This is a genomic window from Ruegeria sp. YTSA108 (genome assembly GCF_059610185.1).
On the sequence record NZ_JBXWND010000006.1, the window covers coordinates 19,335 to 45,652 of the forward strand.

At 57.5% G+C, this 26,318-nt stretch carries 27 protein-coding genes; 10 read left to right on the forward strand and 17 right to left on the reverse strand.

Annotated features, from left to right (window positions below):
* Window positions 1-295: 295 nt before the first annotated feature.
* Window positions 296-958 (forward strand): DNA-3-methyladenine glycosylase I, encoded by a 663-nt coding sequence (locus AC2FHW_RS10235; protein WP_496677736.1) that lies wholly within the window; start codon window positions 296-298, stop codon window positions 956-958.
* A 44-nt stretch (window positions 959-1,002) separates the two neighbouring features.
* A complete protein-coding gene (locus tag AC2FHW_RS10240) occupies window positions 1,003-1,689 on the forward strand; it encodes a hypothetical protein (protein ID WP_271949488.1) in 687 nt (228 codons plus the stop codon).
* Between the two features lie 3 nt (window positions 1,690-1,692).
* Here the strand turns inward: AC2FHW_RS10240 and AC2FHW_RS10245 are convergent, their stop codons facing one another.
* Entirely contained in the window at window positions 1,693-2,097 is a 405-nt protein-coding gene (locus tag AC2FHW_RS10245; protein WP_271949485.1) for a c-type cytochrome, read from the reverse strand.
* Between the two features lie 91 nt (window positions 2,098-2,188).
* On the opposite strand from AC2FHW_RS10245, the gene AC2FHW_RS10250 reads away from it, so the two are divergent.
* Window positions 2,189-2,626, forward strand: coding sequence for a DMT family transporter (locus AC2FHW_RS10250; protein WP_496821858.1), 438 nt, complete (start codon window positions 2,189-2,191; stop codon window positions 2,624-2,626).
* Here AC2FHW_RS10250 and AC2FHW_RS10255 read toward each other — a convergent pair.
* The 3 genes from AC2FHW_RS10255 to AC2FHW_RS10265 form a co-directional block, all read right to left on the reverse strand.
* Window positions 2,610-3,296 (reverse strand): ABC transporter ATP-binding protein, encoded by a 687-nt coding sequence (locus tag AC2FHW_RS10255; protein WP_496701624.1) that lies wholly within the window; start codon window positions 3,294-3,296, stop codon window positions 2,610-2,612. The two genes, AC2FHW_RS10250 and AC2FHW_RS10255, sit on opposite strands and share 17 nt — an antisense overlap.
* On the reverse strand, window positions 3,289-4,584 hold the full coding sequence (locus AC2FHW_RS10260) for a lipoprotein-releasing ABC transporter permease subunit (protein WP_496690928.1): 1,296 nt from the start codon (window positions 4,582-4,584) through the stop codon (window positions 3,289-3,291). Before AC2FHW_RS10260 ends, AC2FHW_RS10255 begins: the two co-directional genes overlap by 8 nt.
* A gap of 63 nt (window positions 4,585-4,647) precedes the next feature.
* Window positions 4,648-5,730 carry a DUF6492 family protein gene (locus AC2FHW_RS10265; RefSeq protein WP_496701622.1) on the reverse strand — a complete coding sequence of 361 codons (1,083 nt, stop codon included), beginning with the start codon at window positions 5,728-5,730 and terminating at the stop codon, window positions 4,648-4,650.
* A 247-nt stretch (window positions 5,731-5,977) separates the two neighbouring features.
* Between AC2FHW_RS10265 and AC2FHW_RS10270 the strand changes: the two genes are divergently transcribed.
* The gene (locus AC2FHW_RS10270; RefSeq protein ID WP_496821861.1) at window positions 5,978-6,337 is read left to right on the forward strand and encodes a hypothetical protein; all 360 of its coding nucleotides are present in this window, start codon (window positions 5,978-5,980) and stop codon (window positions 6,335-6,337) included.
* Here the strand turns inward: AC2FHW_RS10270 and AC2FHW_RS10275 are convergent.
* Both AC2FHW_RS10275 and proS read right to left on the reverse strand, forming a co-directional pair.
* A complete protein-coding gene (locus tag AC2FHW_RS10275) occupies window positions 6,334-7,224 on the reverse strand; it encodes a glycosyltransferase family 2 protein (RefSeq protein ID WP_496821863.1) in 891 nt (296 codons plus the stop codon). The two genes, AC2FHW_RS10270 and AC2FHW_RS10275, sit on opposite strands and share 4 nt — an antisense overlap.
* Entirely contained in the window at window positions 7,208-8,548 is a 1,341-nt protein-coding gene (gene proS, locus AC2FHW_RS10280) for a proline--tRNA ligase (RefSeq protein WP_496821865.1), read from the reverse strand. The genes AC2FHW_RS10275 and proS overlap by 17 nt, the downstream gene beginning before the upstream one ends.
* A 167-nt stretch (window positions 8,549-8,715) precedes the next feature.
* On the opposite strand from proS, the gene AC2FHW_RS10285 reads away from it, so the two are divergent.
* The 5 genes from AC2FHW_RS10285 to AC2FHW_RS10305 all read left to right on the forward strand — a co-directional run bounded on the left by AC2FHW_RS10285 (window position 8,716) and on the right by AC2FHW_RS10305 (window position 14,503).
* A complete protein-coding gene (locus tag AC2FHW_RS10285) occupies window positions 8,716-10,080 on the forward strand; it encodes an FAD-dependent oxidoreductase (protein WP_496821867.1) in 1,365 nt (454 codons plus the stop codon).
* The gene (locus AC2FHW_RS10290) at window positions 10,080-11,054 is read left to right on the forward strand and encodes an isopenicillin N synthase family dioxygenase (protein ID WP_281972742.1); all 975 of its coding nucleotides are present in this window, start codon (window positions 10,080-10,082) and stop codon (window positions 11,052-11,054) included. The genes AC2FHW_RS10285 and AC2FHW_RS10290 overlap by 1 nt, the downstream gene beginning before the upstream one ends.
* Before the next feature lie 91 nt (window positions 11,055-11,145).
* Window positions 11,146-12,219, forward strand: coding sequence for an AI-2E family transporter (locus AC2FHW_RS10295; protein WP_142636822.1), 1,074 nt, complete (start codon window positions 11,146-11,148; stop codon window positions 12,217-12,219).
* Window positions 12,220-12,909, forward strand: coding sequence for a P-loop NTPase family protein (locus AC2FHW_RS10300; RefSeq protein ID WP_281972741.1), 690 nt, complete (start codon window positions 12,220-12,222; stop codon window positions 12,907-12,909).
* Window positions 12,910-12,958: 49 nt separating this feature from the next.
* Complete coding sequence (locus AC2FHW_RS10305) at window positions 12,959-14,503, forward strand: Ppx/GppA family phosphatase (protein WP_271949467.1); 1,545 nt, start codon at window positions 12,959-12,961, stop codon at window positions 14,501-14,503.
* Between the two features lie 3 nt (window positions 14,504-14,506).
* Here the strand turns inward: AC2FHW_RS10305 and AC2FHW_RS10310 are convergent, their stop codons facing one another.
* From AC2FHW_RS10310 to scpA, 6 genes are all read right to left on the reverse strand, one after another.
* Entirely contained in the window at window positions 14,507-14,878 is a 372-nt protein-coding gene (locus AC2FHW_RS10310; protein ID WP_271949466.1) for a hypothetical protein, read from the reverse strand.
* A gap of 37 nt (window positions 14,879-14,915) precedes the next feature.
* Entirely contained in the window at window positions 14,916-15,920 is a 1,005-nt protein-coding gene (locus AC2FHW_RS10315) for an endonuclease/exonuclease/phosphatase family protein (RefSeq protein ID WP_142636815.1), read from the reverse strand.
* A gap of 4 nt (window positions 15,921-15,924) precedes the next feature.
* Window positions 15,925-16,605, reverse strand: a complete 681-nt coding sequence (locus tag AC2FHW_RS10320) for a molecular chaperone DjiA (RefSeq protein WP_142636813.1) — start codon at window positions 16,603-16,605, stop codon at window positions 15,925-15,927.
* Between the two features lie 45 nt (window positions 16,606-16,650).
* Window positions 16,651-17,139, reverse strand: a complete 489-nt coding sequence (locus AC2FHW_RS10325; protein WP_496728974.1) for a GNAT family N-acetyltransferase — start codon at window positions 17,137-17,139, stop codon at window positions 16,651-16,653.
* Window positions 17,136-17,738 carry a VOC family protein gene (locus tag AC2FHW_RS10330; protein WP_142636809.1) on the reverse strand — a complete coding sequence of 201 codons (603 nt, stop codon included), beginning with the start codon at window positions 17,736-17,738 and terminating at the stop codon, window positions 17,136-17,138. The genes AC2FHW_RS10325 and AC2FHW_RS10330 overlap by 4 nt, the downstream gene beginning before the upstream one ends.
* Before the next feature lie 108 nt (window positions 17,739-17,846).
* Window positions 17,847-19,973 carry a methylmalonyl-CoA mutase gene (gene scpA, locus AC2FHW_RS10335; RefSeq protein WP_142636807.1) on the reverse strand — a complete coding sequence of 709 codons (2,127 nt, stop codon included), beginning with the start codon at window positions 19,971-19,973 and terminating at the stop codon, window positions 17,847-17,849.
* A gap of 168 nt (window positions 19,974-20,141) precedes the next feature.
* On the opposite strand from scpA, the gene AC2FHW_RS10340 reads away from it, so the two are divergent.
* Window positions 20,142-20,588 carry a DUF4174 domain-containing protein gene (locus AC2FHW_RS10340; protein WP_142636805.1) on the forward strand — a complete coding sequence of 149 codons (447 nt, stop codon included), beginning with the start codon at window positions 20,142-20,144 and terminating at the stop codon, window positions 20,586-20,588.
* Between the two features lie 76 nt (window positions 20,589-20,664).
* On the opposite strand, the gene AC2FHW_RS10345 is transcribed toward AC2FHW_RS10340, so the two are convergent.
* From AC2FHW_RS10345 to AC2FHW_RS10365, 5 genes are all read right to left on the reverse strand, one after another.
* Window positions 20,665-22,710 (reverse strand): acetyl-CoA carboxylase biotin carboxylase subunit, encoded by a 2,046-nt coding sequence (locus tag AC2FHW_RS10345; protein WP_271949454.1) that lies wholly within the window; start codon window positions 22,708-22,710, stop codon window positions 20,665-20,667.
* 114 nt (window positions 22,711-22,824) lie between these two features.
* Window positions 22,825-23,028 (reverse strand): hypothetical protein, encoded by a 204-nt coding sequence (locus AC2FHW_RS10350; RefSeq protein WP_142636801.1) that lies wholly within the window; start codon window positions 23,026-23,028, stop codon window positions 22,825-22,827.
* 706 nt (window positions 23,029-23,734) lie between these two features.
* Window positions 23,735-24,088 carry a hypothetical protein gene (locus AC2FHW_RS10355; RefSeq protein WP_142636799.1) on the reverse strand — a complete coding sequence of 118 codons (354 nt, stop codon included), beginning with the start codon at window positions 24,086-24,088 and terminating at the stop codon, window positions 23,735-23,737.
* A 73-nt stretch (window positions 24,089-24,161) separates the two neighbouring features.
* Complete coding sequence (locus AC2FHW_RS10360; RefSeq protein ID WP_496689677.1) at window positions 24,162-24,488, reverse strand: DUF6497 family protein; 327 nt, start codon at window positions 24,486-24,488, stop codon at window positions 24,162-24,164.
* 256 nt (window positions 24,489-24,744) lie between these two features.
* Window positions 24,745-26,277 carry an acyl-CoA carboxylase subunit beta gene (locus AC2FHW_RS10365; RefSeq protein WP_142636795.1) on the reverse strand — a complete coding sequence of 511 codons (1,533 nt, stop codon included), beginning with the start codon at window positions 26,275-26,277 and terminating at the stop codon, window positions 24,745-24,747.
* Window positions 26,278-26,318 lie beyond the last annotated feature (41 nt).

Consider the following 26,318-nt stretch of genomic DNA (forward strand, 5'->3'; position numbering starts at 1 on the left):
GCACAAAAACTGGCGAAGAAGGGAAGCAGACAGTTCGGCGCGGCACTGAATAACTCGCCCCTTTGCCCAAGTGTTTCCCCTCTTTCAGCATCATGCTAGGCGCCCGCGCCCACTGCATTTCCCCAGCATTGCGGTGCGGATATTGATTGACGAGTCAATCACAAACCAGAATCACCCACTTTGTCGAGCATTTCTTTTGGGCTTGGGATGTTTTTTTACCTTGGCAGGCATGTGTCCCGGGCCACCTTGCAACACCGACCGCAAAACGCGACGCTAGGTTTGGAGGATTCTGCAAATGCGCCATTTCGACGAGATTTTCGCCATAGCCGCCAGCCGTCACGGCGGGACAGATGCCCTGAGCAACAAGCTTTCCAAACCCAAAAGCCCTGCGGAACTGGCTGAAATGCCCGAAGATCGCTGGCTGTCGATTATCACGAAATGCATCTTTCAGGCCGGGTTTAACTGGAAGGTCATCGAAAACAAATGGGATGGGTTCGAAACCGCTTTTGACGGGTTCGACATTGGACGCTGCGTCTTTATGGACGACGAAAAATTCGATGCTCTGTTGCAGGACACTCGGATCGTGCGCAATGGCACCAAGATCGCCACGGTCCGCGACAATGCCGCCTTTTTGCTGGAACTGCGCCAAGAAGGTGGCGTCGGAAAGATTCTGGGAGGGTGGCCTTCGGATGACTATGTCGGTTTGCTGAACATGCTGAGCAAGCGAGGGTCGCGTCTGGGTGGCGCATCGGCGCAATATGCAATGCGATTTGCGGGGCGTGACAGTTTCATCCTGTCACAGGATGTGACCGCACGGCTGGTGGCCGAGGGCGTGGTCGATAAGCCGCCGACATCGAAAAAGGCCATGGCCTCGGTTCAAGCGGCATTCAACACATGGATGGAACAGTCCGGGCGATCTCTGACGGAAATCAGCCGCGTCCTGGCAATGAGCCTGTAAAAAAACCATTTGCACACGAGTGCTGCCAGAATAGATTTTTTGTCATGTTGCGCCTCATTTTGATGACGTCCCTTTTGGTATTCACCGCTTGCGGTCGCCCCCTGACTGATCAGGAGGCTGCTTTTACCCGCACACTTCAGGGGGATACGCTGAAACTCAACAAAGTGCGGTTGGTCGAAGGCGCACCAGTTGCGCCAATAACTTTCTATCGTAAAGATCGGTCACGCCTTGCTTGCCGCGAACGCATTTTGCCCGCCCCGCAGGAAGGTATCGTGACCGCAAAACCCGCAGCGGTGGCCCTATTCAACAAAGTCTATTTCACGCGGGACTGGTATCTGGACGACTACATGTCCGAATTCCCGGATCGGATGAGCCTGATCGCGGCGATGCTGTTGGGTCATGAACTGACCCATGTCTGGCAATGGCAAAACCGCAAGAAAACCGGATATCACCCGCTGCGCGCCGCAGCCGAGCATGGCGGCAACAGCGACCCCTACCAATTCGATCTGGAGAGCTCGCCTGATTTCCTGTCCTATGGGTTCGAACAGCAGGGCGCCATTGTCGAAGAATACATTTGTTGCCGGGCGCTGGATCCTTCGGCACCCCGCACCAGACGTCTGCACGAGATGCTGGGCGCACATTTCGATCTGGCTCCGCTACGTGGTGACAAGCGTGAAAGCGCAGTGGTCATCCCCTGGGCCGATGCCGAGATCGAAGGAATCTGTCGGTGACGTTCAGTTGGCCTGCAGCGTCTGCAGATAAGCCACCAGATCCACGATCGGCTGGCTGGTCAGGATCGGCTGCCCATCTGGTGTTTTCATCGCCGTATCCTGCCCTTCGAAATACGGTCCATAGACTGGCATCGGGCTGCCATGGCTGACCAGCGGGTCTCGTCCATCGATGCGCGCCACAACACGAGCGGTCGGGAATACCCCTTCGCTGCTTGCAAGCCGCGTCAGGTCAGTTGGCTGAATAACAAGGACGCCTGCCATTGGACCATAGCCCGTCGCGTCGATCCCGTGGCAGGTTGCACAATAATGCTGGTACAGCTCGGCGCCGGTATCTGCATCCTGCGCGCTGACCTGAGACGCCGTCACAATCGCCGCTATCGATAGCGCCCCCATTGCCTGTCTGATCATCACATCCTCCTGTCAGATTTGACATTTTCAGGCTTGCCCGTGCCTGGGCTTGGCGCAATGATCCAGATCAACGAGGCAATAGGAAAACCGCATGACACAATATGCTGCTATTATGCTTGTGGCTGGAATTGGGGTTCCGATCCTTGCCGCGTTGAATGCCGCATTGGGCAAATTGATCGGGTCGCCAACAACAGCGGCTGTGGTCCTGTTTGCGATAGCCTTTGCATCAAGTGCAGCCTTGATGGTGGTTTTTCCCGGCTTTGGCGCCCTTTCAAAAATTGCCGATGCCCCCAGGCACCTGCTTCTGGCCGGTGTGCTTGTCGCCTTTTATGTTCTGTCGATCACCCATGTTGCACCACATTTCGGGGTCGGCAACGCGGTGTTCTTTGTCCTTCTTGGGCAACTCGTCAGCACTGCAGCCATCGACCACTTCGGCTTGTTTGGCGCGCAGGTCACCCCGCTGACATGGGTTCGCGCAAGCGGTATCGCAGTGATGGCTGCAGGCGTTGCAATCACTCAACTGGCCTAAGCGCGCCTCCGTCCAGCCTCAGTGTTCGGTCCATCCGGGCGGCAAGCTGCATGTTATGTGTGGCGATCAGAGCCGAGAGCCCCTCGTCCCGCACCAAAGCCATCAATGCGTCAAAAACCTGATCCGAGGTTTCAGGGTCCAAATTGCCGGTCGGCTCATCCGCAAGAAGAACCCGAGGTTTGTTGGCCAATGCGCGGCAGAAGGCCACGCGTTGCTGCTCACCACCAGACAGGGCGGCCGGCCGGTGATCGGCGCGCGCAGCGACGCCGACATGATCCAGAAGGGACATCGCCCGGTCCTGGGCCGCTCTCTCGGACACGCCATTGGCCAGCTGCGGGAGGGTAATATTCTCCAACGCGGTGAATTCTGGCAACAGATGGTGAAACTGGTAGACAAAGCCGACATCCTGCCGCCGCAACGCAGTTCGCGTGCGATCACCTTTCCCGGTCACGTTCTGGCCTGCAATCTCAACCGATCCTGTGTCGGGTGTGTCCAACAATCCGGCAATATGCAACAGCGTCGACTTACCGGCACCAGAGGGCGCCACAAGAGCCACGGCCTCGCCCGCACGCAGGTCCAAATCGACACCGCGCAACACCTGAACTTCGCCCGGCGTGCCTTTGAGGTAAGTCTTGGTCAGACCGGCCAATCGCATCATTACATCACTCATAGCGCAGCGCCTCAACAGGGTTCAGCCGCGCCGCGCGACGGGCGGGGAAATAGGTGACCAGGAAGGACAAGCCCAGAGATAGGCCAACGGCCTTGAGCACATCCGAAAGATGCAGCTCGGCAGGCAGCGCATAGATGCCGCGGATGGACGGATCCCAAACCCCGCCCCCCATCACAAAGTTCACAAAACTGAAGATTGGGTCGATATAGATTGCAAAGAGACAGCCCAGCACCACGCCCAACGCAGTGCCGATGATCCCGGTAAACGCGCCGCAGATAAAGAACACGCGCAGGATCGAGCCTTCGCTCAGCCCGATGGTGCGTAGGATGCCGATGTCTCGGCCCTTGTTTTTCACCAGCATGATCAGACCCGAGACGATGTTCATCGCCGCGATCAGAACCAGGATCGACAAGATGATGAACATGACGTTGTCTTCCACTTCAAGCGCGCGGAGGAACCCGCCCGAGGCATCCTGCCATGTCCAGATCTGACTGCGCTCGCCTGCGGCTTCAAGGATCGGGATCAGGATCGGCGTCAGTTCTTCGGGGCGGTCAACCATAACTTCGATCTCATCAGCCACACCCTCGCGGTTGAAAAAACCCTGCGCCTGTTCGAAGGGCATATAGACCCGCGTCCGGTCGATGTCATAACGCCCAGCAGAAAACACATAGACCACCTGATAGGCATTCACCCGGGGAGAGGTGCCAAACGCGGTCTTCACCCCATTGGGCGAGGTCAGCTTGATGGTATCGCCCACCGTCGCCCCGATGCTGCGCGCGACGCCTGAACCTATGGCAATGACGTCCTGGCCGTTCTGAAACATCGACAGATCACCAACCGCCTGTTCGCTTTCGGCGACACCGGGCAGTTCCAGCAAATCTTCGGGCTGGATGCCAAATACCTCAACCCCGCTGCTGCGGTCGCGATTGGTGATCAGAACCTGACCTTTCACCAAAGGTGCTGCACGCTGAACGCCCGGAACCTGAGCGATCCGGTCGGCCATGTCCGTATAATCCGCAATAGTGCGATCGACCTGCCCCTGCGCAGTGAACTCACCCGATGAATACACGGTCAAATGGGCGTTAGCCCCCAGAATGGTTCCAACAAATTCGGACCGGAAACCGGACCTGACGGCCAATGTGGCGATCAGCGCAAACACTGCCAGGGTAATCCCGATCAGCGAAATCCATGTCATCACGCTGACGCCGCCTTCAGCACGGCGCGCGCGCAGGTATCGCCAAGCGATTTTCCACTCAAAAAGCGCAAATGGCGGTGGTGTCTTGGCCATGTCTGCTCCGCTTGTTTTGTTTTGTGGCGACCCTCTCGGCAATTCGACCGGGGGTCAAGCCGGTTATCCGCCCACTTCGACTTGCCCCGTCAAAGCAGCGGTTCTGTTCAAGGCTGCCTCGGCGATGGAACGATCGCAGATACCGCGGCTTTCCAGCTCGTGAAACACCCGGTTTCGAATGTCGGCGGGCAGCTTGTAAAGCGCTCTGTTATGCAAGCCTAGGGTCAGAGTTTCCGGATCGTCCAGCCGGGAAAGCTCATCGGTCAGTTTCTGCGCCGAAAAGGATGGCCACAGCCCTATGCTGGTGTTTCCCGAGGGTTCGAACCAAGGCGCAAAACCGGCTTCGGATTTCAGACAAAATGCATTCAACAACATAAACTCAGACGGGCGCCTGCGAGAGGCAAATAGCGACTGAACCGATCCGTGGCGCGCATTTATCTCTTGCAGCAGATTCAGGATCAGCGACCGGCGCACAGGATACGGCGTTGCGAAATTTGTTGTCTGCAGGCCGTCCGTTTCCGGGATCGACGCGCCCAGCGCATCAAAGCTCTGTTCCAGCCAGCGTCTATGATAATCGCTGTTCACACCGATAAACGGAATCCGCGCCGCACCACTGTCCGAGAAAAACTCGGCCTCCTGAAAGGGGCGCAGAAACAGGTTCTTGGTGTCCAGTATTACAATGTTTTCTGTCGAGGCAGCCCGAGCAGATCCCAATTTCAAAACTTGCTGTGTCCGGTATCCGTTGTTGCCACGCCATCCACCCTTGCGCGCGCCCGGAATGCGGTATCGGTTTTCGACCAATATCCTGTCCGAGATCGACCGGCGCGCGCATTGCCCAGGAGCCAGCAAAACGTCATCGCCGCTCAGGACTTCAACTTTGGGTCGCAATGGACCGTAAGAAGCCAAAATCGGTTCCACCATCGCGCGCAGTGCCGGTTCGTCCACATCGTTCATGATCACCCGGATCGAGCCGACCTGATCAGGGTCAACAAATCGGGCGAAAGACAATGCCTGCAATTCAAGCAAGGGGAAATCTTTGGAATAGACGACGGTTGTGAAGCTCAGCAAACCGTGGATCCTTTTGTGATTTTCGGCCCGTGTATCAGCAAATTCCAGGTGATCCAATTCCGCAAGAAATTCAACCATCGGCGAATCAGGTCGGGGTTTTTCAAAATACGGATGATTTCCACATGCCGCATTATACCCTTGGTTGTGAAGCCCTTCACAGACAGCACCGCATTGTTTCAGCTATGAAGTCAATGTGAGCATTCAGGGTGAAACTGCACTCAAAATGCAACATTTTAGGCGCAATATTATTTCGCTTTTTGATTATTTAAGGAAACTTTGTCACCCTACTTTGTGGGGGAATTCATTTCCAGAGCGGGGGTCGCTCATGAATATTCGTACTGAAACAGAACAACCGGGCGCAATTTCGGCCCGGAAACTATCTACAGAAATTGATTGCGAGACCGCAGCACTGCTGCGCGCGGCGATACGCCCGATATTTTCCGGTGCCGCAAGCTGGGGCAATCTGTCGGATATCCTGAAAGATAAAGGGTACCATTTGGCGTTTCGACAGGGGCGGTTATGTATCACCGATCGCATGACTGGCGACCGTGTTTGCGGAATACGCTTTTTGGGGTTCGAATTTAAGGACCTGGTCAATCGCTTGGGCCGTCCGATCGTTGTTCCACGCGGATCCGAGGCTGATGGTGATCTGCTATCCGTCCGACCGACTGCGGCAGGCCACTAATAGCGCCGCCAAAACTGCACGGATCGGCGGGCCGTTTTCCATAGGCTATGGCGTGCCGCCAGTTTGATCCCGACCGGAGTATCTGGGCGCCGCAGTAATTCGATCATCAGATTGGCGGGCATATGTCCGCGGCGGTAGAACCGGAAGAAATCCTGTTGGGTCAGGGTCCGCGCTGCATTGAAACCTGAATAGAATTGAACCCAGACGCGGGCATAATCCTCGGCGGTTTTGACAATGTCGCTGGTTACGCCCCTGCCCCAGAACATGGAAACAGGCTCATCCGTGCGCTCTCCCTGATATCCGGCAGCGACAAGCCTCAGCATCAGGTCATAATCCGCAGCCACCCGAAACTGCGTGTCATGCCCGCCAAGCGCCTGAAACACATCCCGCCGCAGCAACACCGAATTATGGCAGAACGGCATCCGCTGCAGGATCGCTTTGAGCGACATGCGCTTTTCCCGACTTTCGGAACCGTCCTCGTATTTGCGCAGGGTCGAGCCATACAGGAAATCCGGTCGAGATTCCGCAAGCCGGTCGGCAAGGGTGTTCAAAATGTCATCCGATGCCAGCGAGTCATCCGAGTTCAGGAACAGCAGATAATCACCCAGTGCAGCCTCGGCGCCTTTGTTCATGGCATCATACAGGCCAGTATCAGGCGCGCTGATCACGCGCGTTCGTGGTGCACCTGCCGTCAGCTCTTCCAGAAACGCCACCGTGCCGTCATCCGATGCGCCATCCTGAATGATATGTTCGACCCGGTCGCAACTCTGCCGGGCCATACAGGCTATGACTTCGCGGAAACTGTCCTGCCGCCCTTGGGACAGTAGGTTATATGTCGCCGTGATGACCGAGATCAGCGGCGCGTCGGTTTCAGGCGATGCGCTCATAGATCTCGGCGATCTTGGTGACGGCGGCTTCGGGGTTCAACTCTTCGCTTTCGCCTGTGCGGCGGCAAGTCAGTTCCACCACACCGTTCTTCAGGCCGCGCGGGCCGACCGTGATCCGCCAAGGCAGGCCGATCAAATCCATCGTGGCGAATTTACCGCCTGCCCGTTCGTTACGGTCATCATAAAGTGGCTCCAACCCCAGCACGGTCAGCGCGGCATAGAGTTTTTCACAGGCTGCGTCCGCTTCGTCATCGCCTTGCTTCAGGTTCACGATACCGCAATGGAACGGGGTCACGCCCTCGGGCCAGATGATGCCCTTGTCGTCATGGCTGGCTTCAATGATCGCGCCAACCAAGCGGCTGACACCGATGCCGTGGCTACCCATATGGACCGGGACCGGTTTGCCATCGGGGCCTTGTACGGTTGCCCCAAGAGGTTCGGAATATTTTGTGCCGAAATAAAAGATCTGGCCAACTTCGATCCCGCGCGCCACGCGGCGCCGATCTTCCGGCACCTGATTGAACAGCGCCTCGTCATGCGTCTCGTCGGTGCGGGCGTATTTTGAAGTGAACTCTTCCAGAATAGACTGACATTGACCACGGTCGTCATAGTCAATCTGACGGTCGCCAAAAGTCAGGTCGGTGACGGCGCTGTCATAGAATACCTCAGACTCGCCAGTTTCAGCCAAAACCAGGAATTCATGCGTATCATCGCCACCGATTGGGCCTGAATCGGCGCGCATTGGGATCGCCTGCAAACCCATGCGCTCATAGGTGCGCAGATATGTAACCAGGTGGCGATTATAGGCGTGCAGCGCATCCTCTTTGGTCAAGTCGAAATTATAACCGTCCTTCATATAGAACTCGCGGCCCCGCATCACGCCGAAACGCGGACGGATTTCATCGCGGAATTTCCACTGGATCTGATAGAGCGTCAGCGGCAGGTCCTTGTAACTACTGACATGACCCCGAAAAATGTCGGTCACCAGTTCCTCGGCAGTCGGGGTAAAAAGCATGTCCCGGTCATGCCGGTCTTTCATGCGCAACATTTCCTGGCCGTAGTCGTCATAGCGTCCGGATTCGCGCCACAGATCTGCCGATTGCATGACAGGCATCTGAATGGCAATGTGACCCGCCCGCGCCTGTTCTTCGTGCACGATGTTTTCCAGCTTGCGCAGAACTTTGAACCCCAGCGGGAGCCAGGAATAAATCCCAGCAGCGGCCTGCTTGATCATGCCCGCGCGCAGCATCAGCCGGTGGCTGACGATCTGAGCCTCGGAGGGGTTTTCCTTGAGAACGGGCAGAAAGTAACGGCTGAGGCGCATGGCTTGACCTTTAGAGGTAAAATTCGACTTCAAAGGTGATTATGCCAAAGCCCCGCCGGGGGCAATCACGCATTGGGGTTTTACGACCACAGGCCTGTCGGTTTTTTGATTGACCCGCCAGTTAGCTGCGTCAAATGTGGCGGCAATGTAAAGTCACCGAGGCGCCCATGCAGACCATTCAAGAACCCGCCCGTCAGATCCCCGTTGTCCATTCCACGGACGTTCTGGTCGTTGGCTCCGGGCCTGCAGGTCTGGCCGCAGCGCTGGCGGCCGCACGGGCCGGAGCCGAAGTGTCGCTGGTCGACCGCTTCGGCTGCATGGGCGGCAATATCACCGCTGTCGGCGTTGAAGGCTTTGCCTGGTATCGCCACGAACAAACGGTTGAGGCTGGCGGCATCGGCATGGAGTTCGAAACCCGCGCCAAAGAAATGGGTGCGGCGGTGCCAGAAAGCCAGTCGCTGAGTTATGAGCTGGACAGCGAAGGGTTCAAATTGGTCGCCGACAAACTGATCGAAGAGGCCGGTGTGTATCCGATGCTGCACCGGCAATTCGTGGCTCCGATCATGGACGGCGACCGGATCACCGGCATCATCACCGAATCCAAAGCCGGGCGCGAGGCGATACTGGCGAAGGTTGTCATTGACGCTACCGGGGACGCAGATGTCGCCCATCGCGTCGGTGCGCCCACGCACAAGACCGCACGCGAAGACATGATGGCGGCCTCGGTCATGTTCCATCTGGCGGGCGTCGACAAGCGCGCCTTTATCGAAGGCGTAAAGGCCGACCCCCAGACCTATAAGGACTGGGGCGGTGGTGGCGAATGGAACATTGAGACCAGCGGTAAAGAGGACGACATGTACTCGCCCTTTGTGCACAAACCGTTCCAGCAGGCGATTGATCAGGGGCTGATCCCAGCACATCTGAACACCATCGCGGGCACTTGGGGCGCGATGCATGACACCGGTGAACTGACCTATATGAACCTTATTCATCTGGCCGAGATCGATGGCACCGATCCCGACAGCATGACCCGCGGTGAGATCGAAGGGCGGCGTCAGTCAATGCTCGCCATCGAGGCGCTGCGCCGGTTCATGCCCGGGTGTGAGAACGCCCGGCTGCGGAATTTCGGGATGACCATCGGCATTCGCGACACCCGCAAGATCGACGCGGTGTACAACATGACCGAGGATGATGCCCGCCATCAGGGCCGGTTCGAAGACACAATCGGCATCTACCCCGAATTCATCGACGGCTATGGCATTTTGATCCTGCCCACGACTGGTCGGTACATGCATATCCCCTATCGGTCGATGCTGCCCAAAGGGATCAAGGGCCTGCTGGTCGCGGGCCGGTCACATGGGGCGGACCGGGTTGCCCATGCGGCGACGCGCAACATGGCTTGCTGTGCGGTCATGGGTCAGGGCGCGGGGATTGCTGCGGCGCTTTCACTCAAAAGCAACCAAGACCTCGATAAATTGAACCTTGCCCCGGTGCATAAAGAACTGGCACGGCAAGGCGTGAGGATACGCTGATGGACCACATCCCAACAATCGACATTGCTCCGCTGGGTGATGCCAGCCACACCGATTTCAACGCAACCGTTCAGGCAGTCATGGATGCCTGCACCCGGATTGGGTTCCTGTCGATTACCGGCACCGGCGTTTCGCGGGACACCGTCAACAACATGCGCACTTGCGTCCGGGCGATTTTCGACATCGACGATGATGCGAAATGGGATCAGGCGATCACACGCGAGAATTATCGCGGTTTTATCCCGATGGGGTTTTTCACCCCGAATGACGGGTCGGGCAAAGCGGATAAATACGAAGGCTACAAGCTGCATTATCAGGTGGACCTGGATGCGCCCATCCGCCGAGATTGTGCCCTCTATGGCCCCAATATCTGGCCCCGCCATGTTCCACGGGCACAGGCAGTGATTCTGGATTACTGGTCAAAGCTGGACGGTGTCGCGCATATGCTGCTGGGCGCGCTGGAGATGGGATTGAAGCTACCTGCGAACCAGCTGCGCGCTGCGTTCCGCGACCCCATGACCAATATGACCTTGTTGCACTACCCCCCTCAGGCCCCGGACGAGGCCGGGTACGGCATCCACCCGCATAAAGACACGGATGCGCTGACCATCATCGCCCCGGACCCAGTCGGCGGGCTTGAGGTTCAGACCCGTGACGGAGGCTGGATAACCCCCGACTGCCCGCCGGGTGGGTTCGTCGTCAATATCGGTGACATGCTGGAGCTTTGGTCAGGTGGGCGCTTGAAATCCACGCCGCACCGGGTGGTCAACCGGTCGGGAAAAGAACGCTATTCCTTCCCGTATTTCGCGGTGCCGCGTCATGATGTGGTTGTCGAACCGCTTTTACCGCCCCTGCCCGGCTTTGACAGGCCATCCGTGCATTGCGGCCATTGGTCGGCTGAAATCTGGCGCACCAACTGGCCCGATGAAACAGCGCATGACGCCACCCCTGAACTGGGCACGTTAAGCGACTAGCCCCGCGCGATTCTGGCGGGTCATGAAGCGCTTGCATCGTAGGGCCGCATACGCCAAGAACATTTGGACGTGCCGAAACAAGGGGACAGCCATGGCTTTGCCGGTAAGAGATCAACTCAGGTACTGGGGCATCGCCGCAGTGGTTATTGTACTGCTGTTGTGGGCACTTGGCGATGTATTGCTGCCCTTTGTAATCGGTGGCGCGATTGCCTATTTCCTTGATCCTGTTGCGGATAGGCTTGAAAAGCTGGGCCTGTCCCGCATGGCCGCTACCGGGGTAATCACGGTTGTCGGCGTTTTGGGTTTCGTACTGCTTATCCTGATGGTCGTTCCGGCGCTGATCACCCAGTTGATCGACCTGGTCGAGGTTATGCCCAGCCTTCTCAAGCAGCTAAGAGGGTTTATCGAACAGCAATTCCCATCGCTTTTGGACCGCGAATCCAACACGCACCAGTTTCTGGTGTCCTTGGGTGAGACGCTTCAGTCCAAAACTGGTGATGTCCTGCAATCTGTCGCTGCGTCGCTTGGATCAGCCATCAACGTGGTGGTTTTGCTGGTGATTGTCCCAGTAGTCACCGTCTACATGCTGTTGGACTGGGACCGCATGATTGCTCGTATCGCAGAGCTTTTGCCCCGCGACCACGCCCCCACCATCAAGCGACTGGCTGGTGAGATTGACAGCGTTCTGGCCTCATTTGTACGTGGAATGGGCACGGTCTGCCTGATCCTGGGCACCTATTACGCCGTCGCGCTGATGGCCGTCGGACTGCAGTTCGGGCTGGTCGTTGGGTTCATCGCCGGCTTGGTCACGTTTATCCCTTATCTGGGCGCCCTGATCGGGGGCTCACTGGCCATTGGTTTGGCACTTTTCCAGTTCTGGGGAGACTGGACGCAAATTGGGCTGGTCGCAGCGGTCTTTGCATTGGGTCAGGTGGCCGAGGGCAATTTTCTGACGCCAAAGCTCGTCGGCAGCTCGGTCGGGTTGCACCCGGTCTGGCTGTTGCTGGCATTGTCGGTCTTTGGCGCCCTGTTCGGATTTGTCGGGATGCTGATCGCCGTCCCGGTCGCCGCAGCACTTGGCGTTCTGGCGCGCTTTGCCACGTCGATCTATTTGGATAGCCGTCTGTATACTGGCCTTGTGGGTTTGGACCAGGAAGACGATTGAATGGCCCTACAGCTGAGCTTTGATCTACCGGCCAAGACTGCGCTGGGGCGCGAGGATTTTTTCGTCTCGCCCGCAAATGCGCTGGCCGTGGCCATGATCTCGGCTACCTCATGGCCGGGGAATAAACTGGTGCTCAGCGGTCCTGCAGGCGCGGGCAAGACACATCTGGCCCATGTGTGGGCGGCCGAGACCGGTGGTCGCATTGTGCAAGCCTCGCAGATTAAGCACGACGAGGTTCCTGACCTCGCCCAAACACCGATCGCAGTGGAAGATGTCCCCATGATTGCTGGCGATATCGACCAGCAGAAAACCCTATTCCATTTGCACAATCTTGTGTTGGCAGAAGGCCACGCCCTGTTGATGACCGGGCGCCTTGCGCCAAATTTCTGGCAGTTGCCCTTGCCTGACCTGCAAAGCAGGATCGAAGGCGCACATCACGTTGCGCTGGACCCGCCCGATGACGCGCTGCTAGGCGCCGTGCTGGCCAAACTGTTCGTAGACCGACAGCTGAACCCCGGACCCGAGGTCATCGCTTACCTCGTCAAACATATGGATCGCCGTTTCGAAACCGCCGCCAGCACTGTGGCGCTGCTGGATCAACTGGCGCTGTCTGAGAAACGAGACATCACGCGGGCTCTGGCCGTACGAGTACTGAGTGCGGAACTGGAAGATGCCGAAACCAGCGATTGACCCGTCCCCGGTGATTTCGCATCTTAAGCCTGGAATATCTGGACGAGATATGGATCAAGCCGTAGATACCAACATTCCCGACTGGGGACCTTTCGGAAAGCCGTTGTTTGACAACCCCGAGGCCCGCGCCCTGTCGCGCGTCGGCGTTGTTGATGTAGGGTCAAACTCGGTCAGGATGGTGATCTTTGATGGTGCGGCGCGATCGCCTGCCTATTTCTACAATGAAAAAGTCATGTGCGAGCTTGGCGCGGGCCTGTCCGAGACCGGCCGCCTGAACCCGCTTGGCAGGATACGTGCCCTGGCTGCGTTGAAGCGTTTTTCCCGGCTGTCAGACGATCTGGGTCTGCCGGGGCTGCACGTCGTGGCCACCGCCGCCGTGCGAGAGGCCAAGGATGGCCCGGATTTCTGCGCCGAAGTTCACGCGCTAACCGGGTTGACGGTCTCGGTCATCGACGGCGGGGAAGAGGCACGCCTGTCCGCTCAGGGCGTTTTACTGGGCTGGCCCGGTGCATATGGTCTGATCTGTGATATCGGCGGGTCCTCGATGGAGCTGGCCGAGATCGGTGGCGGAGACGTTGGTCGTCGCCTGTCGTCGGCCCTAGGTCCGCTGAAGCTGCGGGATATCAAGGGCGGTCGTCGCGCGCGCAAGGCGCAAATCAAGGAGACGATGGAAAACCTGCGCGACCAGATGGGCCCTCAGCGCGATCGTCTGTTTCTGGTGGGCGGAAGCTGGCGGGCCTTTGCAAGGCTCGACATGCTGCGCCGGGGATATCCCCTGAACGTGCTGCATGAATATCGGATGACGACAAAGCAGGTGCATCAGACCATCAAATTCATCGAAAAGGGTGACCCGGAAAAACTGCGCAGTCTGGCAGGCGTCTCGGGTTCTCGGATGGCGCTGATCCCTTATGCGATGGATGTGCTTGCGCGACTGGTGCGAACGTTCAAACCCAAGGACATTGCCGTTTCCAGCTATGGCATCCGCGAAGGCCTGCTTTACGAACAGATGCCACAAATCCTGCGCGATCGTGACCCTCTGATCGAAGCCAGCTATTTTTCCGAAGCCAAAGATGCCCGCCTGCCCGGGTTTGGCAAACATCTGTTCGAATTCGTCATGCCTCTGTTCAAATCCGCGCCGCCCGCGCGGGTCAGGCTGATCAAGGCTGCGTGTCTTTTGCACGATGTCAGTTGGCGCGCCCATCCGGATTACCGGGCTGAAACCTGCTTTGATTACGTAACTCGCGCCAACTTGGGCGGTTTAAAGCATTCCGAACGGGTTTATATCGGGCTGGCCCTGCAGCACAGGTATCGCAACAAGCGTGAAGGCAACCGGTTTACCCCTCTCTATGACTTGTTGGGCGAAAAAGATCAGGAACAGGCCGAGATTCTGGGCAAAGCCATGCGCTTTGGTGCAATGCTGTGGATGCAGAACGAAGCCACGATGGGCACGCTTCGGCTGTACCCTAAAAAACGTCAGCTAGAGCTGATTTTGCCAGAAGCCGCAGCCCCTCTCTTTAGCGAAGTGGCCGAAGCACGACTGAACTCATTGGCAAGCACGCTGAAATCCGAACCCCGCTTGATCATCAAAGGCTGACCCTCAGATATCAATCTCGCCTTCGGGTTCATTTTCGGGTTTTTCCGGCTCAAGCTCGGGCTCGGGCGGCTTTTTGCGGATAATGATATCCCCGTTCGGCAGGATTTCCGGAGCCTCATAAACACTCCAGTCCTGTACTTCGGCGGCCAGTTCCGCCAGGGCCGGTCCCATTTCCTCAAAAAACGACTGCATCGCGGGGCCGAATTGATCTGCCAGCCCCAACAAATCTTCAAGCGCGGGCTCCATTTCCTGACGCAGCCCTTCAAAGAACAACTCAGCCCCTTGTTCCATCAAGGATTTGCCTGTGTCGTCCTCTGCCTGTGCCGGAACGCCCATGGCCGCTGTGACCACGCATATTGAAATGAACTTTTTCATGCTTCAGATATAAGTCGCCCACGCCGGTGATGAAAGGTCACAGATCAATATCCAGCGTGACAGGGAAATGATCCGAGGCTGTCAGCAGCGCCTCGTGCAGGTCCCGCGAGGCATAGCATGCAGGGTCCTGGAAAGGATGCCATATGCGCCATTTCGGGCGCTTAACACGCAGCCCTTCGCTGATCATGACATAGTCCAACAGCGCCTCAAGATGATCAGCCCTGTCGCGGCGAACAAAGCGCGCGGACGAGGGTAAGATTTCGGGTTCAGCCTCGTTTGCCATCACCGCATGCGGATCGAACAGACCGGTCTGCAACAGGATTTCGACAGATGAGCGTCCGAACAGGTTTTCAAACTCATCCAAGCCCGGCCCGTCGTTGAGATCGCCTAAAAGGATGACATGCTCGTCAGCCGCAATATGTGCCTGTACTCGCCGCCCTAACCAGACAGCCTGTGCAAGCTGTTTGCGTCGATTGGCGATGGATATCCGGATCGCCTCATCGCGGCTTTCTGCCCCATGCGGGGCTTTGGATTTCAGATGCGCTCCGATCAGTCGAAACGTCGCCCCGCCTGACGTCTGCGCTGACAACTCCATTGGCGGCTTGGAAAAGCGCACATGATCCTCGGTTGCATCAATATCCAGGTCGATCTTGAACACGCCATCAAAACGAGGGGCAGCCCCTTTTCCCTCCTTGTTTCCTTTGGGATCATGGCGCAATGACAGGATCTGAGGATCGAAAAGAAACGCAAGTTCCTGATGGGTATCGTTCGGAAACCCCATGATCGCGTTTCCTATGCGGAGATCGAACGCTTCGGCAAACCCTTGCAGCGCACGCACGGTGTTCTGCGTCTTACCAGTATTCGGAGCTTCAACAATCAGTACGGCATCCGCGTCGATTGCCGTCAGCACTTTTGCGATGGCCTCGATCTGTTCAGCTTTGGTGACATTGTATCTGCCGGACCAGCTGTCATCTACGATCAAACGGTCTTGCCGGTCGAAGAGATTGGCGAACCATTCAATATTGTAGGTTGCCAATCGCATCGGTTCAGGCCTGCGCGCCTTTGATTTCATCCCAGGCGCGATTGATGTCGATCATCTTTTTTTCGGCCAGACGAATGGCCTCTTCCGGAACGCCTCGTGACATCATGGCGTCGGGATGAGTGTCGCGTACAAGTTGCCGCCAGACCTTACGAATGTCGGGCAGAGGCATATTCCGCGGCACACCCAGCACCGTATAAGGATCCTTTGGTGCATCCGGTACAAACCGTGCGCGTAAGGCCAGAAACTGAGCATCGGTCTGACCGAATATCCGGCTGACATCTTCCAGAAACTTATTTTCGTTAGGATGATAAAACCCGTCGGCCATTGCGATATGGAACAGCCCCTCCATCAGGTCGCACAAGGTGGTGCTGTCTTCTGCGAACATATAGGCAATTTTGCTGGCATATTCCTGATACCCGGCGACATCGGTGCGCGCCATGTCAAAGACTCGAGCTGCACCGGCCTCATCTTCGCGTGCGATCTGAAATACATCCCGAAAGGCAGTAACCTCGTCTCGCGTGACCTGCCCGTCGGCCTTGGCCATCTTGGCCCCCAGGGCGATGACCGCAATCGCAAAGGCGACCGAGCGTTCCGGCGGCGTGCGCAGTTTCTCGAACACGGCCGTCAGGCTTTCGCCCTGTGCAAGCGCGCTTAGCGCATCGGATATACGGGTCCAAATCGACATGAGTGCACCCTAACCCGCTCCTTCGCGACTGTCAGGTGCGACAGATCACTGCGGGGCAAGAATTTTCTGCATCAGCACAAGATCCAACCACTGACCGCATTTAAACCCCACCTCGGGCATCAGGCCCACTTGTGTAAATCCGGCAGCTGTATGGAAAGCGATGGCCGTAGGATTGGCCGAGGAAATGCCCGCAATCAGAACATGAACATTGTCCATCTGTGCGCGGGCTTCCAAGGCCTGCAACAATGCGCGGCCTATCCCCTGGCCCCGCGCCTGCGGTGCCAACAGGATCGAGTGTTCACGCGTATGGGCATAGCCCGGCCCTGACCGAAACGCACCATAGGTTGCGAAGCCCAGAACAACGCCGTCACGCTCGGCCACCAGAAACGCCGCCCCTCTGGATTTGATATCCAATGCAACGGCGTCATCGTTGCGCAATTCAGTGGTGAATGTGATCAGCGTATCGCGGATTATCGCATTCCAGATTGCCGCAACAGCGGGTGCATCTTCTGGCTGGGCTTGCCGGATGTTCATTCCAATACCCGTACCCCGTGCGGTGTGTCAATTTCCGCGCGCAACGCCGCCGGACCGCTGTCGAACTCAACTTGCCCCAACGGCCCAACCACTTTGGCGAGATCCAGCGCATCAGGGTGATAGACGACTAGGCGGCGCAGCTGGCAGCCACTGTCGTTCAGCATGTTTGCCGGGTGAAGGTCACCCTGCCACTGGATGAGCGCTGGGAAAAGATTATCAAACGGCAGGCGCCCATTGGGAGGCACCGCCATGCGCCAACGCAGCGCGCCACGGTTTAGGTCGATCGGTTGACCGACTCCGTCAGGAAAGACCGTCAGCGAGGCCTCGATATCCGGAACCTGGCAAATCCAGTTGGTCAGGCGGGGAGCGCCCTGAAACCGATCTAGATCGAACCAGCGGGTTCTTTGCGGATTGGGTGCATCGGGGTCAATCGCGATGGCTTCCAGATACAAACCGTCCCGCAGGCCCAACAACCGGTTATGAGTTCCGAATTTCTCGTGCTTGCCGCCGTCCTGCAAGGATACGCCCAGCGCCTGTTCGACATGAGCCGAAGCCTGTTCAAGCGTTTCGCCAGCAACCGCCAAGTGATCAAGTAACACGGATGAGCCCCCCAGATGACATACGGCCAGACCGCAAGGGTCTGGCCGTATGTTTTCCTCAAAGGCGCTGGATCACAAGATTTTTCGACGAAAAAACTTGGCGCCGGTTCAATCTTTGGAATCGCCGATCAAACGCAGGATATCTTGTGCCGCCTCGGGAATATTCGTACCCGGACCAAAGATCGCCTTAACCCCGTGATCATAGAGGAACTTATAATCCTGTTGTGGGATGACACCTCCGCAGATGACGATGATATCCTCAGCCCCGGCCTTTTTCAGTTCTTCGACCAGCTGCGGGGCCAGCGTCTTGTGCCCGGCTGCCTGAGACGAAATGCCGACGACATGGACGTCATTGTCCACCGCGTCTTGTGCTGCCTCGGCCGGCGTTTGGAACAGCGGGCCAACGTCCACGTCAAAGCCGATATCGGCAAAGGCTGTGGCGATCACCTTGGCTCCCCGGTCATGCCCGTCCTGCCCCATCTTGACGACCAGCAGGCGCGGGCGACGGCCTTCGGCCTCAGCAAAATCCTCAATGGACTTCTGGATGGCGGCAAAGCCTTCGTCGCCCTCATAGGCGGCCCCATAAACACCGGCCAGCGTTTTGACCTCGGCGCGGTGGCGACCAAATTCCTTTTCCATTGCCATGCTGATCTCTCCTACGGATGCGCGGGCACGGGCGGCTTCGACAGCAGCGGCCAGCAGGTTGCCGCCATCGCGGGCGGTGGTCGTCAGGGTGTCCAGCGCCTTTTGGCAGGCAGCCTCATCGCGCGTGGTACGGATGCGTTCCAGACGTGCCACCTGCGCCTCGCGGACAGCCACGTTGTCGACATCCAGAATGTCTATCGGGTCTTCCCGTTCCTTGCGGTACTTGTTGACGCCGACGATTACCTCGTCACCCCGGTCGATCATCGCCTGCCGTCGGGCGGCGCTTTCTTCTATCCGAAGCTTTGGCATGCCGGATGCAACGGCCTTGGTCATGCCGCCCATTTCCTCGACCTCTTCCATAAGAGCCCAGGCTTTTTCGACCAACTCATTAGTCAGGCTTTCGACGTAGTAAGACCCGGCCAGCGGATCGACCACATCGGTCACCCCGGTTTCCTCTTGCAGCACCAACTGAGTGTTCCGTGCAATGCGAGCAGAGAAATCGGTGGGCAGCGCAATCGCCTCGTCCAAGGCGTTAGTATGCAGCGATTGGGTGCCGCCCAGAACCGCGCTCATCGCCTCATAGGCGGTGCGGATCACGTTGTTATAGGGGTCTTGTTCTTGCAGCGACACGCCTGAGGTCTGGCAATGGGTCCGCAGCATCTTAGAGCGCTCGGATTTCGCGCCGAAATCGGTCATCACCCGATGCCAAAGGGTACGGGCCGCACGCAGCTTGGCAATTTCCATGAAGAAATTCATGCCAATGGCAAAAAAGAACGACAAGCGACCAGCGAATTTGTCGACATCCATTCCGGCCTGCGTCGCTGCACGAACGTATTCGCGCCCGTCAGCAAGCGTATAGGCCAGCTCCTGCACCAGGTTCGCGCCGGCCTCTTGCATGTGATAGCCCGAGATTGAGATCGAGTTGAATTTGGGCATATCATTCGACGTATATTCGATGATGTCCGAGATGATCTTCATCGAAGGCTCAGGCGGGTAGATATAGGTGTTACGCACCATGAATTCTTTCAGAATGTCATTCTGAATAGTGCCGGACAGGACGGATTTGTCGTGGCCCTGTTCCTCACCCGCTACAATGAAACTTGCCAGGATAGGAACCACGGCACCGTTCATGGTCATCGAGACCGAGACCTTGTCCAACGGGATGCCGTCGAACAGAATCTTCATGTCCTCTACGCTGTCGATGGCCACACCGGCCTTGCCCACATCGCCGACAACGCGTGGGTGGTCGCTGTCATATCCGCGGTGCGTGGCCAGATCGAAAGCCACCGAGACCCCCTGCTGACCCGCCGCCAGATTGCGACGGTAGAAGGCATTCGATTCTTCGGCGGTGGAAAACCCCGCATATTGGCGGATCGTCCAGGGACGACCGGCATACATTGTCGCCTTTACCCCGCGCGTGAACGGCCCAAACCCGGGCATGGAGCCCATATGCGGCAGATCAGCCGTATCTTCCTGCGTATAGAGTGGCTTGACGGCGATGCCTTCGAGCGTCTCTCTAGTCAGGTCGTCCAACGGGCGACCGCGCAGCTCTTTCTCGGCCAGCGCCTGCCAGTCTTTCCTATTGGTCATTGCGATATCCTTTTCTCAATTCGGGTCGCGCAAGGGCGTGGCCTGCGCGTTATCATCCGTGGTTGCGCCCATTCGAATTGGGTGGGACGCAATATTTTATGGGCTGCGTGCATTTCGCTGGTCGCATTCGTGCGCGCAGGGACTATATTCAATCCAACAGGAGGCCCAATGATACGAACGCTAGCCTTTGTTTTTTCGGCGCTATTTCCACTGGCGGCGCTTGCAGCTGACGGGGTAGCCCCGGCTGACGATGAATTTGTCCGCCCTGTGGGGGATAGCGAGCTCAGCGAATATCTGTGGATCAAGCGGCCCATTGTTGTCTTCGCCGATACACCTGCTGACCCGCGATTCCAGCAGCAGGTCGACATGCTTTTGGAAGGGGAGGACGTCATGCGCGACCGCGATGTGGTCGTTCTGATCGACACTGACCCTGACGCCCGCTCGCCCATCCGGTCAAAACTGCGCCCGCGCGGGTTCCAGATGGTGTTTGTCGACAAGGACGGCGTGGTCAAACTGCGCAAACCTTCCCCTTGGAGCGTGCGTGAAATCGGTCGCTCCATCGACAAGACCCCCCTGCGCCAACGCGAAATCCGTGAACGGCGCGAGGGCGGCTGAACGCGTTTCCCATACCCGACGGCCCCGGCGGCGACCGCCGGTTCCCTTGCAGGATATGTCAAACGCACGGTCATGATCATTCAAACTCGATGATCACATCATCCACGGCGAGGCTGTCGCCGGGGCCTGCGTTGATCTTGGCAACGGTGCCTTTTTTCTCGGCGCGCAGAATGTTTTCCATCTTCATCGCCTCGATGGTGCACAGCGCCTGACCTTCCTGCACTTCTTGGCCCACTTCGACATCGACCTTTACGATCAGGCCAGGCATCGGGCAGAGCAGCAGTTTCGACGTATCCGGCGGCAGTTTCTCGGGCATCAGCTTGGCCAGTTCCGCCTGTCGCGGACGGCGCACATGCACCTTCATATCCGCGCCCCGGTTGCGGATCCGGAACCCGCCCGAGATTTTGTCGGCCTTCAGAACCAGCGGGCTACCGTCTATGTCCAGCACCGCCAGCTGATCGCCCGGCGTCCACTCCGAGGCCACGCGCAATGTCGCGCCGTCTTCGAATTTGACCGTCGCACCCTCTTTATCGGCATTCACCTGAACTGCGTATTCCTGGCCCTGCAGGGTCACGACCCAGCGTTTGCCGACCTTGCGTTCATGGTTGTCCATCCGGCCCGATACACGGGTGCGGCGAATCTCAGCCACCCGGTGCATGGCGGCGCAGGAGGCTGCGATCTGGCGCAGGTCAGCCTCGGGCAGCTCTACGCCCTGGAACCCATCGGGGTACTGTTCTTCGATGAACGCGGTAGTCATCTCGCCCTTGATGAAGATCGGATGATCCATCACTGCCGACAGGAACGGCAGATTGTGCCCGATGCCTTCGACCTCGAAACTGTCCAGCGCCACTCGCATCGCCTCAATCGCTTGATCACGGGTCGGGGCCCAGGTGCACAATTTGGCGATCATCGGATCGTAATACATACTGATCTCACCGCCTTCATAGACGCCGGTATCGTTGCGAACGGCGGCCTCTCCGCTGGGGGCCTCACCCTGCCATTTGTCATTTACCAACAGCGGACCAGCGGCAGTTTCCTGAGGCGGGCGGTAGCGCGTCAAACGACCAATGGACGGCAAGAAGCCACGATAAGGATCTTCGGCATACAAACGGTTTTCAATCGCCCAGCCGGTCAGTGTGACATCGTCCTGGGAGATCGACAGTTTCTCACCGGCTGCGACGCGGATCATCTGTTCAACCAGATCGACACCGGTGATCAGTTCGGTCACCGGGTGTTCCACCTGCAGGCGTGTGTTCATTTCCAGAAAATAGAAGTTCTTGTCACCATCAACGATAAACTCGACCGTGCCAGCGCTGGCATAATCCACAGCCTTGGCCAAGGCCACCGCCTGTTCGCCCATCGCCTTGCGTGTCGCCTCGTCCAGGAAAGGCGATGGCGCCTCTTCCACAACCTTCTGGTTTCGGCGCTGAATCGAGCATTCGCGTTCGCCCAGATAGATGCCATTACCATGGCTGTCGCACAGAACCTGAATCTCGATGTGACGGGGTTGGGTCACGAACCTCTCAATGAAAATCCGGTCATCGCCAAAGGAATTCGCGGCTTCGTTCTTGGAGGACTGGAACCCTTCGCGCGCCTCGTCGTCGGTCCATGCGATCCGCATACCCTTACCACCGCCACCAGCACTGGCCTTGATCATGACCGGATATCCGATCTCATTCGAAATCTTGACGGCCTCGTCGGCGTCTTCGATCAGGCCCATATAGCCCGGAACCGTAGAGACGCCGGCCTCTTGCGCGATCTTTTTAGAGGTGATCTTGTCACCCATGCTTTCAATCGCACCGACCGGAGGGCCGATAAAGGCCACGCCTTCGGCATCCAGCGCTTGGGCGAATCTCGAGTTTTCCGACAGAAAACCATACCCCGGGTGAACCGCCTGTGCACCGCTCTGACGGATTGCCTCCATCACGCGGTCGATGACGATATAGGACTGGTTTGCAGGCGGTGGGCCAATATGCACCGCCTCATCCGCCATCGATACATGCAGGGCGTTCTTGTCCGCGTCAGAATAGATGGCGACCGTGCCGATGCCCATCTTGCGGGCGGTTTTGATAACCCGGCAGGCGATCTCGCCCCGGTTGGCGATCAGGATCTTGTTGAACATGGAACGTCCTCTGTCTTGAAGTTCTGGAAACGCAAAACGCCGCCGCGGGGCAATGGCCCCACGACGGCGTGTCGCGCGATGACGGTCGGGGCGACGGGGGCCCCGAAGATTTCGTTATCTACAGTTGTTCTGGGTCTTGCAGTAAAGCACGTTGCCTGCCGCGCCGACCACGGCACCCAACAGCGGGTCGGCACTGACGACTGCCGCGCCAACGGCGCCGGCTCCGCCGCCAAGCAACGCCTGCTCGCCGGTCGAGTCTCCGCACGCCGCGAGCCCTGCACAGGTCGCCATTGCAAGAATGACTTTCGAGATTCGCATGATGTCTGCCCTTTTTGGTTTTTTAACAATTTCAGAGCCAGATGCGGGAAATCGCCACTGTTATTCAATAACGAGCCTACCGAAATGCCCATTTGCGCAGTTTTATGCCATCCAATGACTGAAGTTTGCACAAAGAAAAACGCGGGCAGGACATTGTGAGAACCACAAGCCTGCCCGCGGAAGGAAGGGGTACGGAATAGTAGGTGCGCGTGCGGCGCAGGCAAAGTAGAGCCGCACGACCCGCTCACCATGCACGGCCCGGTTGCACCTGCAAACCGGGATTGGCCAGTGGTGAAATTTCCGGCCAGAATCTGCCCATTCAGCGAAATATCGCGCAGAAACGCGCCGATTCCGCTCGCGTGAACTTTGGTTGGGCAGGGCGAAATTCGCACCCCGACAGTCACGCAAACCTTTGTTTTATCAACGCTACCTGAGATCACATGACCTGAAGAATTCGATCCTAAGTCGCCGCGGCCAACCCCCGCCGACCGGCCTTTTTCCTGTCCGAGCCTTGATGGTTTTCCCGCCACCAAGCCACGGGTTATACAGGCCATAGTATCAGTGGTTTGCGCCCTTTCCCTCAGGTATTTTGCGCGATTGTCACGCGCCCGATCTGCACAGCGCACATATCCTTCTTGACCCAACCGGGGCAAAGAAACCCTGTTGGAATTTCCAAGGCGTTTATGTGCGACGACGTCGATCACCTTCAGCTATCCCCGCCGAAAATGTCCGGAAACGAGGCTCTGGCCACGCTCGGATCAATGACCAGCAAGGCATCATAGCTGGCGGGGTCAAACGGATCCTCCGCCGGAATGACCTCACGCCCGAAAAACCAGCTCAGGCGACCGGCATCCAGATTGCCACGTTCGAATGGCTGGTCGCCGAAATGCTCCCACAGGGCCTCGATAAAGGCTGCATCCGCGCGACGATCAGCAGGTTTACGATCCCGGAACCGTTCACGCGTTGTCAGTGGGGTAACACCCTTTGGGTTGGCCCGTCTGATAGTGAATTGATAATCCGTCCCGGTCAGACGGCCGGGAAATCCGCGATGTTTCAACATTTCAGCGCCTCTTCGCTAAGGTCCTTTGAGGCGAAGGGGAATGCACAGAAATTGTGGTAATTGACAACCATTCTCAAATCCCTCCGTCCCAGATACATTGGGAATCCTGCAGAAGATACGCTTCGAAGAACTGCGTGGCATCCGGCGCGGTATGGCCAAAATCTATCGGCTTGTTCGAAAGGGAAATCACAACCCTGGCTGGTTCCAGCTTGTGGTGCGCGACATAGGCCACGGCCAGCGTCTGACACAGGTGCTCCATGTCGATCGTGGCGACATCATATCCAATGCGTCCCACATCCGAGCCTATCTTTGGCGCGATGAAGCGAAAGCGCAGCCATAACTCGCCCGGATTGTTGTCCAGCAGGACATCGTTCAGATGTACAGGCTGCCCAGAGGGCACCGGCACCAATGCTTCTGCGAATGTAGGCGAACCAAGACAGAGAATTGCCAGACATAAGGCGCGATCCCAGACCCACCAAAGGCGAGCTCCTCTCTCCGGGATCGCGCGCGCATGCCTACTGGCCCGCGCTTTTCTATGTCCAATAAGGCATTTCATTTAGCAGCTTTGCTCTCAAAGTCAAATTCGCCGTTTGGGGGTCTTTCACCAACGTGCCCAGAGGCAGGCAAACCAGAGCGCCTGCCCCGCGACCGTCAGCTTACAGCGGAATGTTATCGTGCTTTTTCCAGGGGTTTTTCAGTTGCTTGTTACGCAAGCTGGCAAAAGCTCGCGATACGCGGCGGCGGGTCGAATGCGGCATGATCACCTCATCAATGAATCCACGTTCCGCAGCCACAAACGGGTTGGCAAACCGGTCCTCATAGTCCTGAGCGTGCTGTGCGATTTTCTCGGCATCGCCCAGATCCGCACGGTGGATGATTTCGGTCGCGCCCTTGGCCCCCATCACCGCGATCTCGGCGGTTGGCCAAGCATAGTTGAAATCGCCACGCAGATGTTTGGATGCCATCACGTCATAGGCACCGCCATAGGCCTTTCGGGTGATCACTGTGACCTTCGGAACGGTCGCCTCGCCATAGGCAAACAGCAGTTTTGCGCCATGTTTGATCACACCGCCATATTCCTGCGAGGTTCCCGGCAAAAAGCCCGGCACGTCGACCAGTGTCAAAATCGGAATTTCAAAGCAATCACAGAACCGGACGAAGCGCGCGGCTTTGCGGCTGCTGTCGATATCCAGACAGCCGGCCAGCACCATCGGCTGGTTGGCTACAACACCTACGGTCTGACCTTCCAGACGGATAAAGCCCGTGATGATGTTCTTGGCGTAATCTTCTTGAATCTCGTAAAAATCACCCTCGTCCGCCACTTTGGCAATGAGTTCTTTCATGTCATAAGGCGTGTTCGGGTTGTCCGGAATCAATGTATCCAGCGAAGCCTCAATCCGGCCCGGTTCGTCAAAGAAGGGACGAACGGGCGGTTTTTCCTTGTTGTTCAACGGTAGGAAATCGACAAGACGGCGCACTTCGGCCAGTGCTTCGACATCGTTTTCGAATGCACCGTCGGCAACCGAGGATTTCTTGGTATGGGTCGATGCACCACCCAGCTCTTCGGCGGTTACAACCTCATTGGTGACGGTCTTGACGACATCGGGGCCTGTCACAAACATGTACGAGGTGTCTTTGACCATAAAGATAAAGTCGGTCATCGCCGGACTGTAGACAGCGCCACCGGCGCAGGGGCCCATGATCACACTGATCTGCGGAACCACGCCCGAGGCCATGATGTTACGCTGGAACACCTCGGCATAACCCGCAAGCGAGGCCACACCTTCCTGGATTCGCGCACCACCCGAATCGTTGATGCCGATCACCGGAGCACCATTCTGGATTGCCATGTCCATGATCTTGCAGATTTTCTGCGCGTGGGTTTCCGACAGAGACCCGCCGAAAACGGTGAAATCCTGGCTGAAGACATAGACCATACGACCATTGATTGTGCCCCATCCGGTGACGACACCATCGCCTGCAGGCTTTTGATTTTCCATCCCGAAATCCGTGCAGCGATGGCTGACAAACATGTCGAATTCTTCGAAACTGCCTTCATCCACTAACAGCTCTATGCGTTCGCGTGCGGTCAGCTTTCCCCGCGCATGCTGCGCATCAATACGTTTTTGCCCACCCCCCAGCCGTGCATCGTTGCGGCGGCCTTCAAGCTCGGAAAGGATGTCTTTCATAACGATGATCCCCTTTGAAATTTGGCGCGACACTATACTTA

What these genes read in the sequence shown, in the direction of transcription:
- AC2FHW_RS10235 (WP_496677736.1), top strand. Translation starts at nt 296, where the DNA reads ATGCGCCATTTCGACGAGATTTTCGCCATAGCCGCCAGCCGTCACGGC.
- AC2FHW_RS10240 (WP_271949488.1), top strand. Translation starts at nt 1,003, where the DNA reads ATGTTGCGCCTCATTTTGATGACGTCCCTTTTGGTATTCACCGCTTGC.
- AC2FHW_RS10245 (WP_271949485.1), bottom strand. Translation starts at nt 2,097, where the DNA reads ATGATCAGACAGGCAATGGGGGCGCTATCGATAGCGGCGATTGTGACG.
- AC2FHW_RS10250 (WP_496821858.1), top strand. Translation starts at nt 2,189, where the DNA reads ATGACACAATATGCTGCTATTATGCTTGTGGCTGGAATTGGGGTTCCG.
- AC2FHW_RS10255 (WP_496701624.1), bottom strand. Translation starts at nt 3,296, where the DNA reads ATGAGTGATGTAATGATGCGATTGGCCGGTCTGACCAAGACTTACCTC.
- AC2FHW_RS10260 (WP_496690928.1), bottom strand. Translation starts at nt 4,584, where the DNA reads ATGGCCAAGACACCACCGCCATTTGCGCTTTTTGAGTGGAAAATCGCT.
- AC2FHW_RS10265 (WP_496701622.1), bottom strand. Translation starts at nt 5,730, where the DNA reads ATGGTTGAATTTCTTGCGGAATTGGATCACCTGGAATTTGCTGATACA.
- AC2FHW_RS10270 (WP_496821861.1), top strand. Translation starts at nt 5,978, where the DNA reads ATGAATATTCGTACTGAAACAGAACAACCGGGCGCAATTTCGGCCCGG.
- AC2FHW_RS10275 (WP_496821863.1), bottom strand. Translation starts at nt 7,224, where the DNA reads ATGAGCGCATCGCCTGAAACCGACGCGCCGCTGATCTCGGTCATCACG.
- proS (WP_496821865.1), bottom strand. Translation starts at nt 8,548, where the DNA reads ATGCGCCTCAGCCGTTACTTTCTGCCCGTTCTCAAGGAAAACCCCTCC.
- AC2FHW_RS10285 (WP_496821867.1), top strand. Translation starts at nt 8,716, where the DNA reads ATGCAGACCATTCAAGAACCCGCCCGTCAGATCCCCGTTGTCCATTCC.
- AC2FHW_RS10290 (WP_281972742.1), top strand. Translation starts at nt 10,080, where the DNA reads ATGGACCACATCCCAACAATCGACATTGCTCCGCTGGGTGATGCCAGC.
- AC2FHW_RS10295 (WP_142636822.1), top strand. Translation starts at nt 11,146, where the DNA reads ATGGCTTTGCCGGTAAGAGATCAACTCAGGTACTGGGGCATCGCCGCA.
- AC2FHW_RS10300 (WP_281972741.1), top strand. Translation starts at nt 12,220, where the DNA reads ATGGCCCTACAGCTGAGCTTTGATCTACCGGCCAAGACTGCGCTGGGG.
- AC2FHW_RS10305 (WP_271949467.1), top strand. Translation starts at nt 12,959, where the DNA reads ATGGATCAAGCCGTAGATACCAACATTCCCGACTGGGGACCTTTCGGA.
- AC2FHW_RS10310 (WP_271949466.1), bottom strand. Translation starts at nt 14,878, where the DNA reads ATGAAAAAGTTCATTTCAATATGCGTGGTCACAGCGGCCATGGGCGTT.
- AC2FHW_RS10315 (WP_142636815.1), bottom strand. Translation starts at nt 15,920, where the DNA reads ATGCGATTGGCAACCTACAATATTGAATGGTTCGCCAATCTCTTCGAC.
- AC2FHW_RS10320 (WP_142636813.1), bottom strand. Translation starts at nt 16,605, where the DNA reads ATGTCGATTTGGACCCGTATATCCGATGCGCTAAGCGCGCTTGCACAG.
- AC2FHW_RS10325 (WP_496728974.1), bottom strand. Translation starts at nt 17,139, where the DNA reads ATGAACATCCGGCAAGCCCAGCCAGAAGATGCACCCGCTGTTGCGGCA.
- scpA (WP_142636807.1), bottom strand. Translation starts at nt 19,973, where the DNA reads ATGACCAATAGGAAAGACTGGCAGGCGCTGGCCGAGAAAGAGCTGCGC.
- AC2FHW_RS10340 (WP_142636805.1), top strand. Translation starts at nt 20,142, where the DNA reads ATGATACGAACGCTAGCCTTTGTTTTTTCGGCGCTATTTCCACTGGCG.
- AC2FHW_RS10345 (WP_271949454.1), bottom strand. Translation starts at nt 22,710, where the DNA reads ATGTTCAACAAGATCCTGATCGCCAACCGGGGCGAGATCGCCTGCCGG.
- AC2FHW_RS10350 (WP_142636801.1), bottom strand. Translation starts at nt 23,028, where the DNA reads ATGCGAATCTCGAAAGTCATTCTTGCAATGGCGACCTGTGCAGGGCTC.
- AC2FHW_RS10355 (WP_142636799.1), bottom strand. Translation starts at nt 24,088, where the DNA reads ATGTTGAAACATCGCGGATTTCCCGGCCGTCTGACCGGGACGGATTAT.
- AC2FHW_RS10365 (WP_142636795.1), bottom strand. Translation starts at nt 26,277, where the DNA reads ATGAAAGACATCCTTTCCGAGCTTGAAGGCCGCCGCAACGATGCACGG.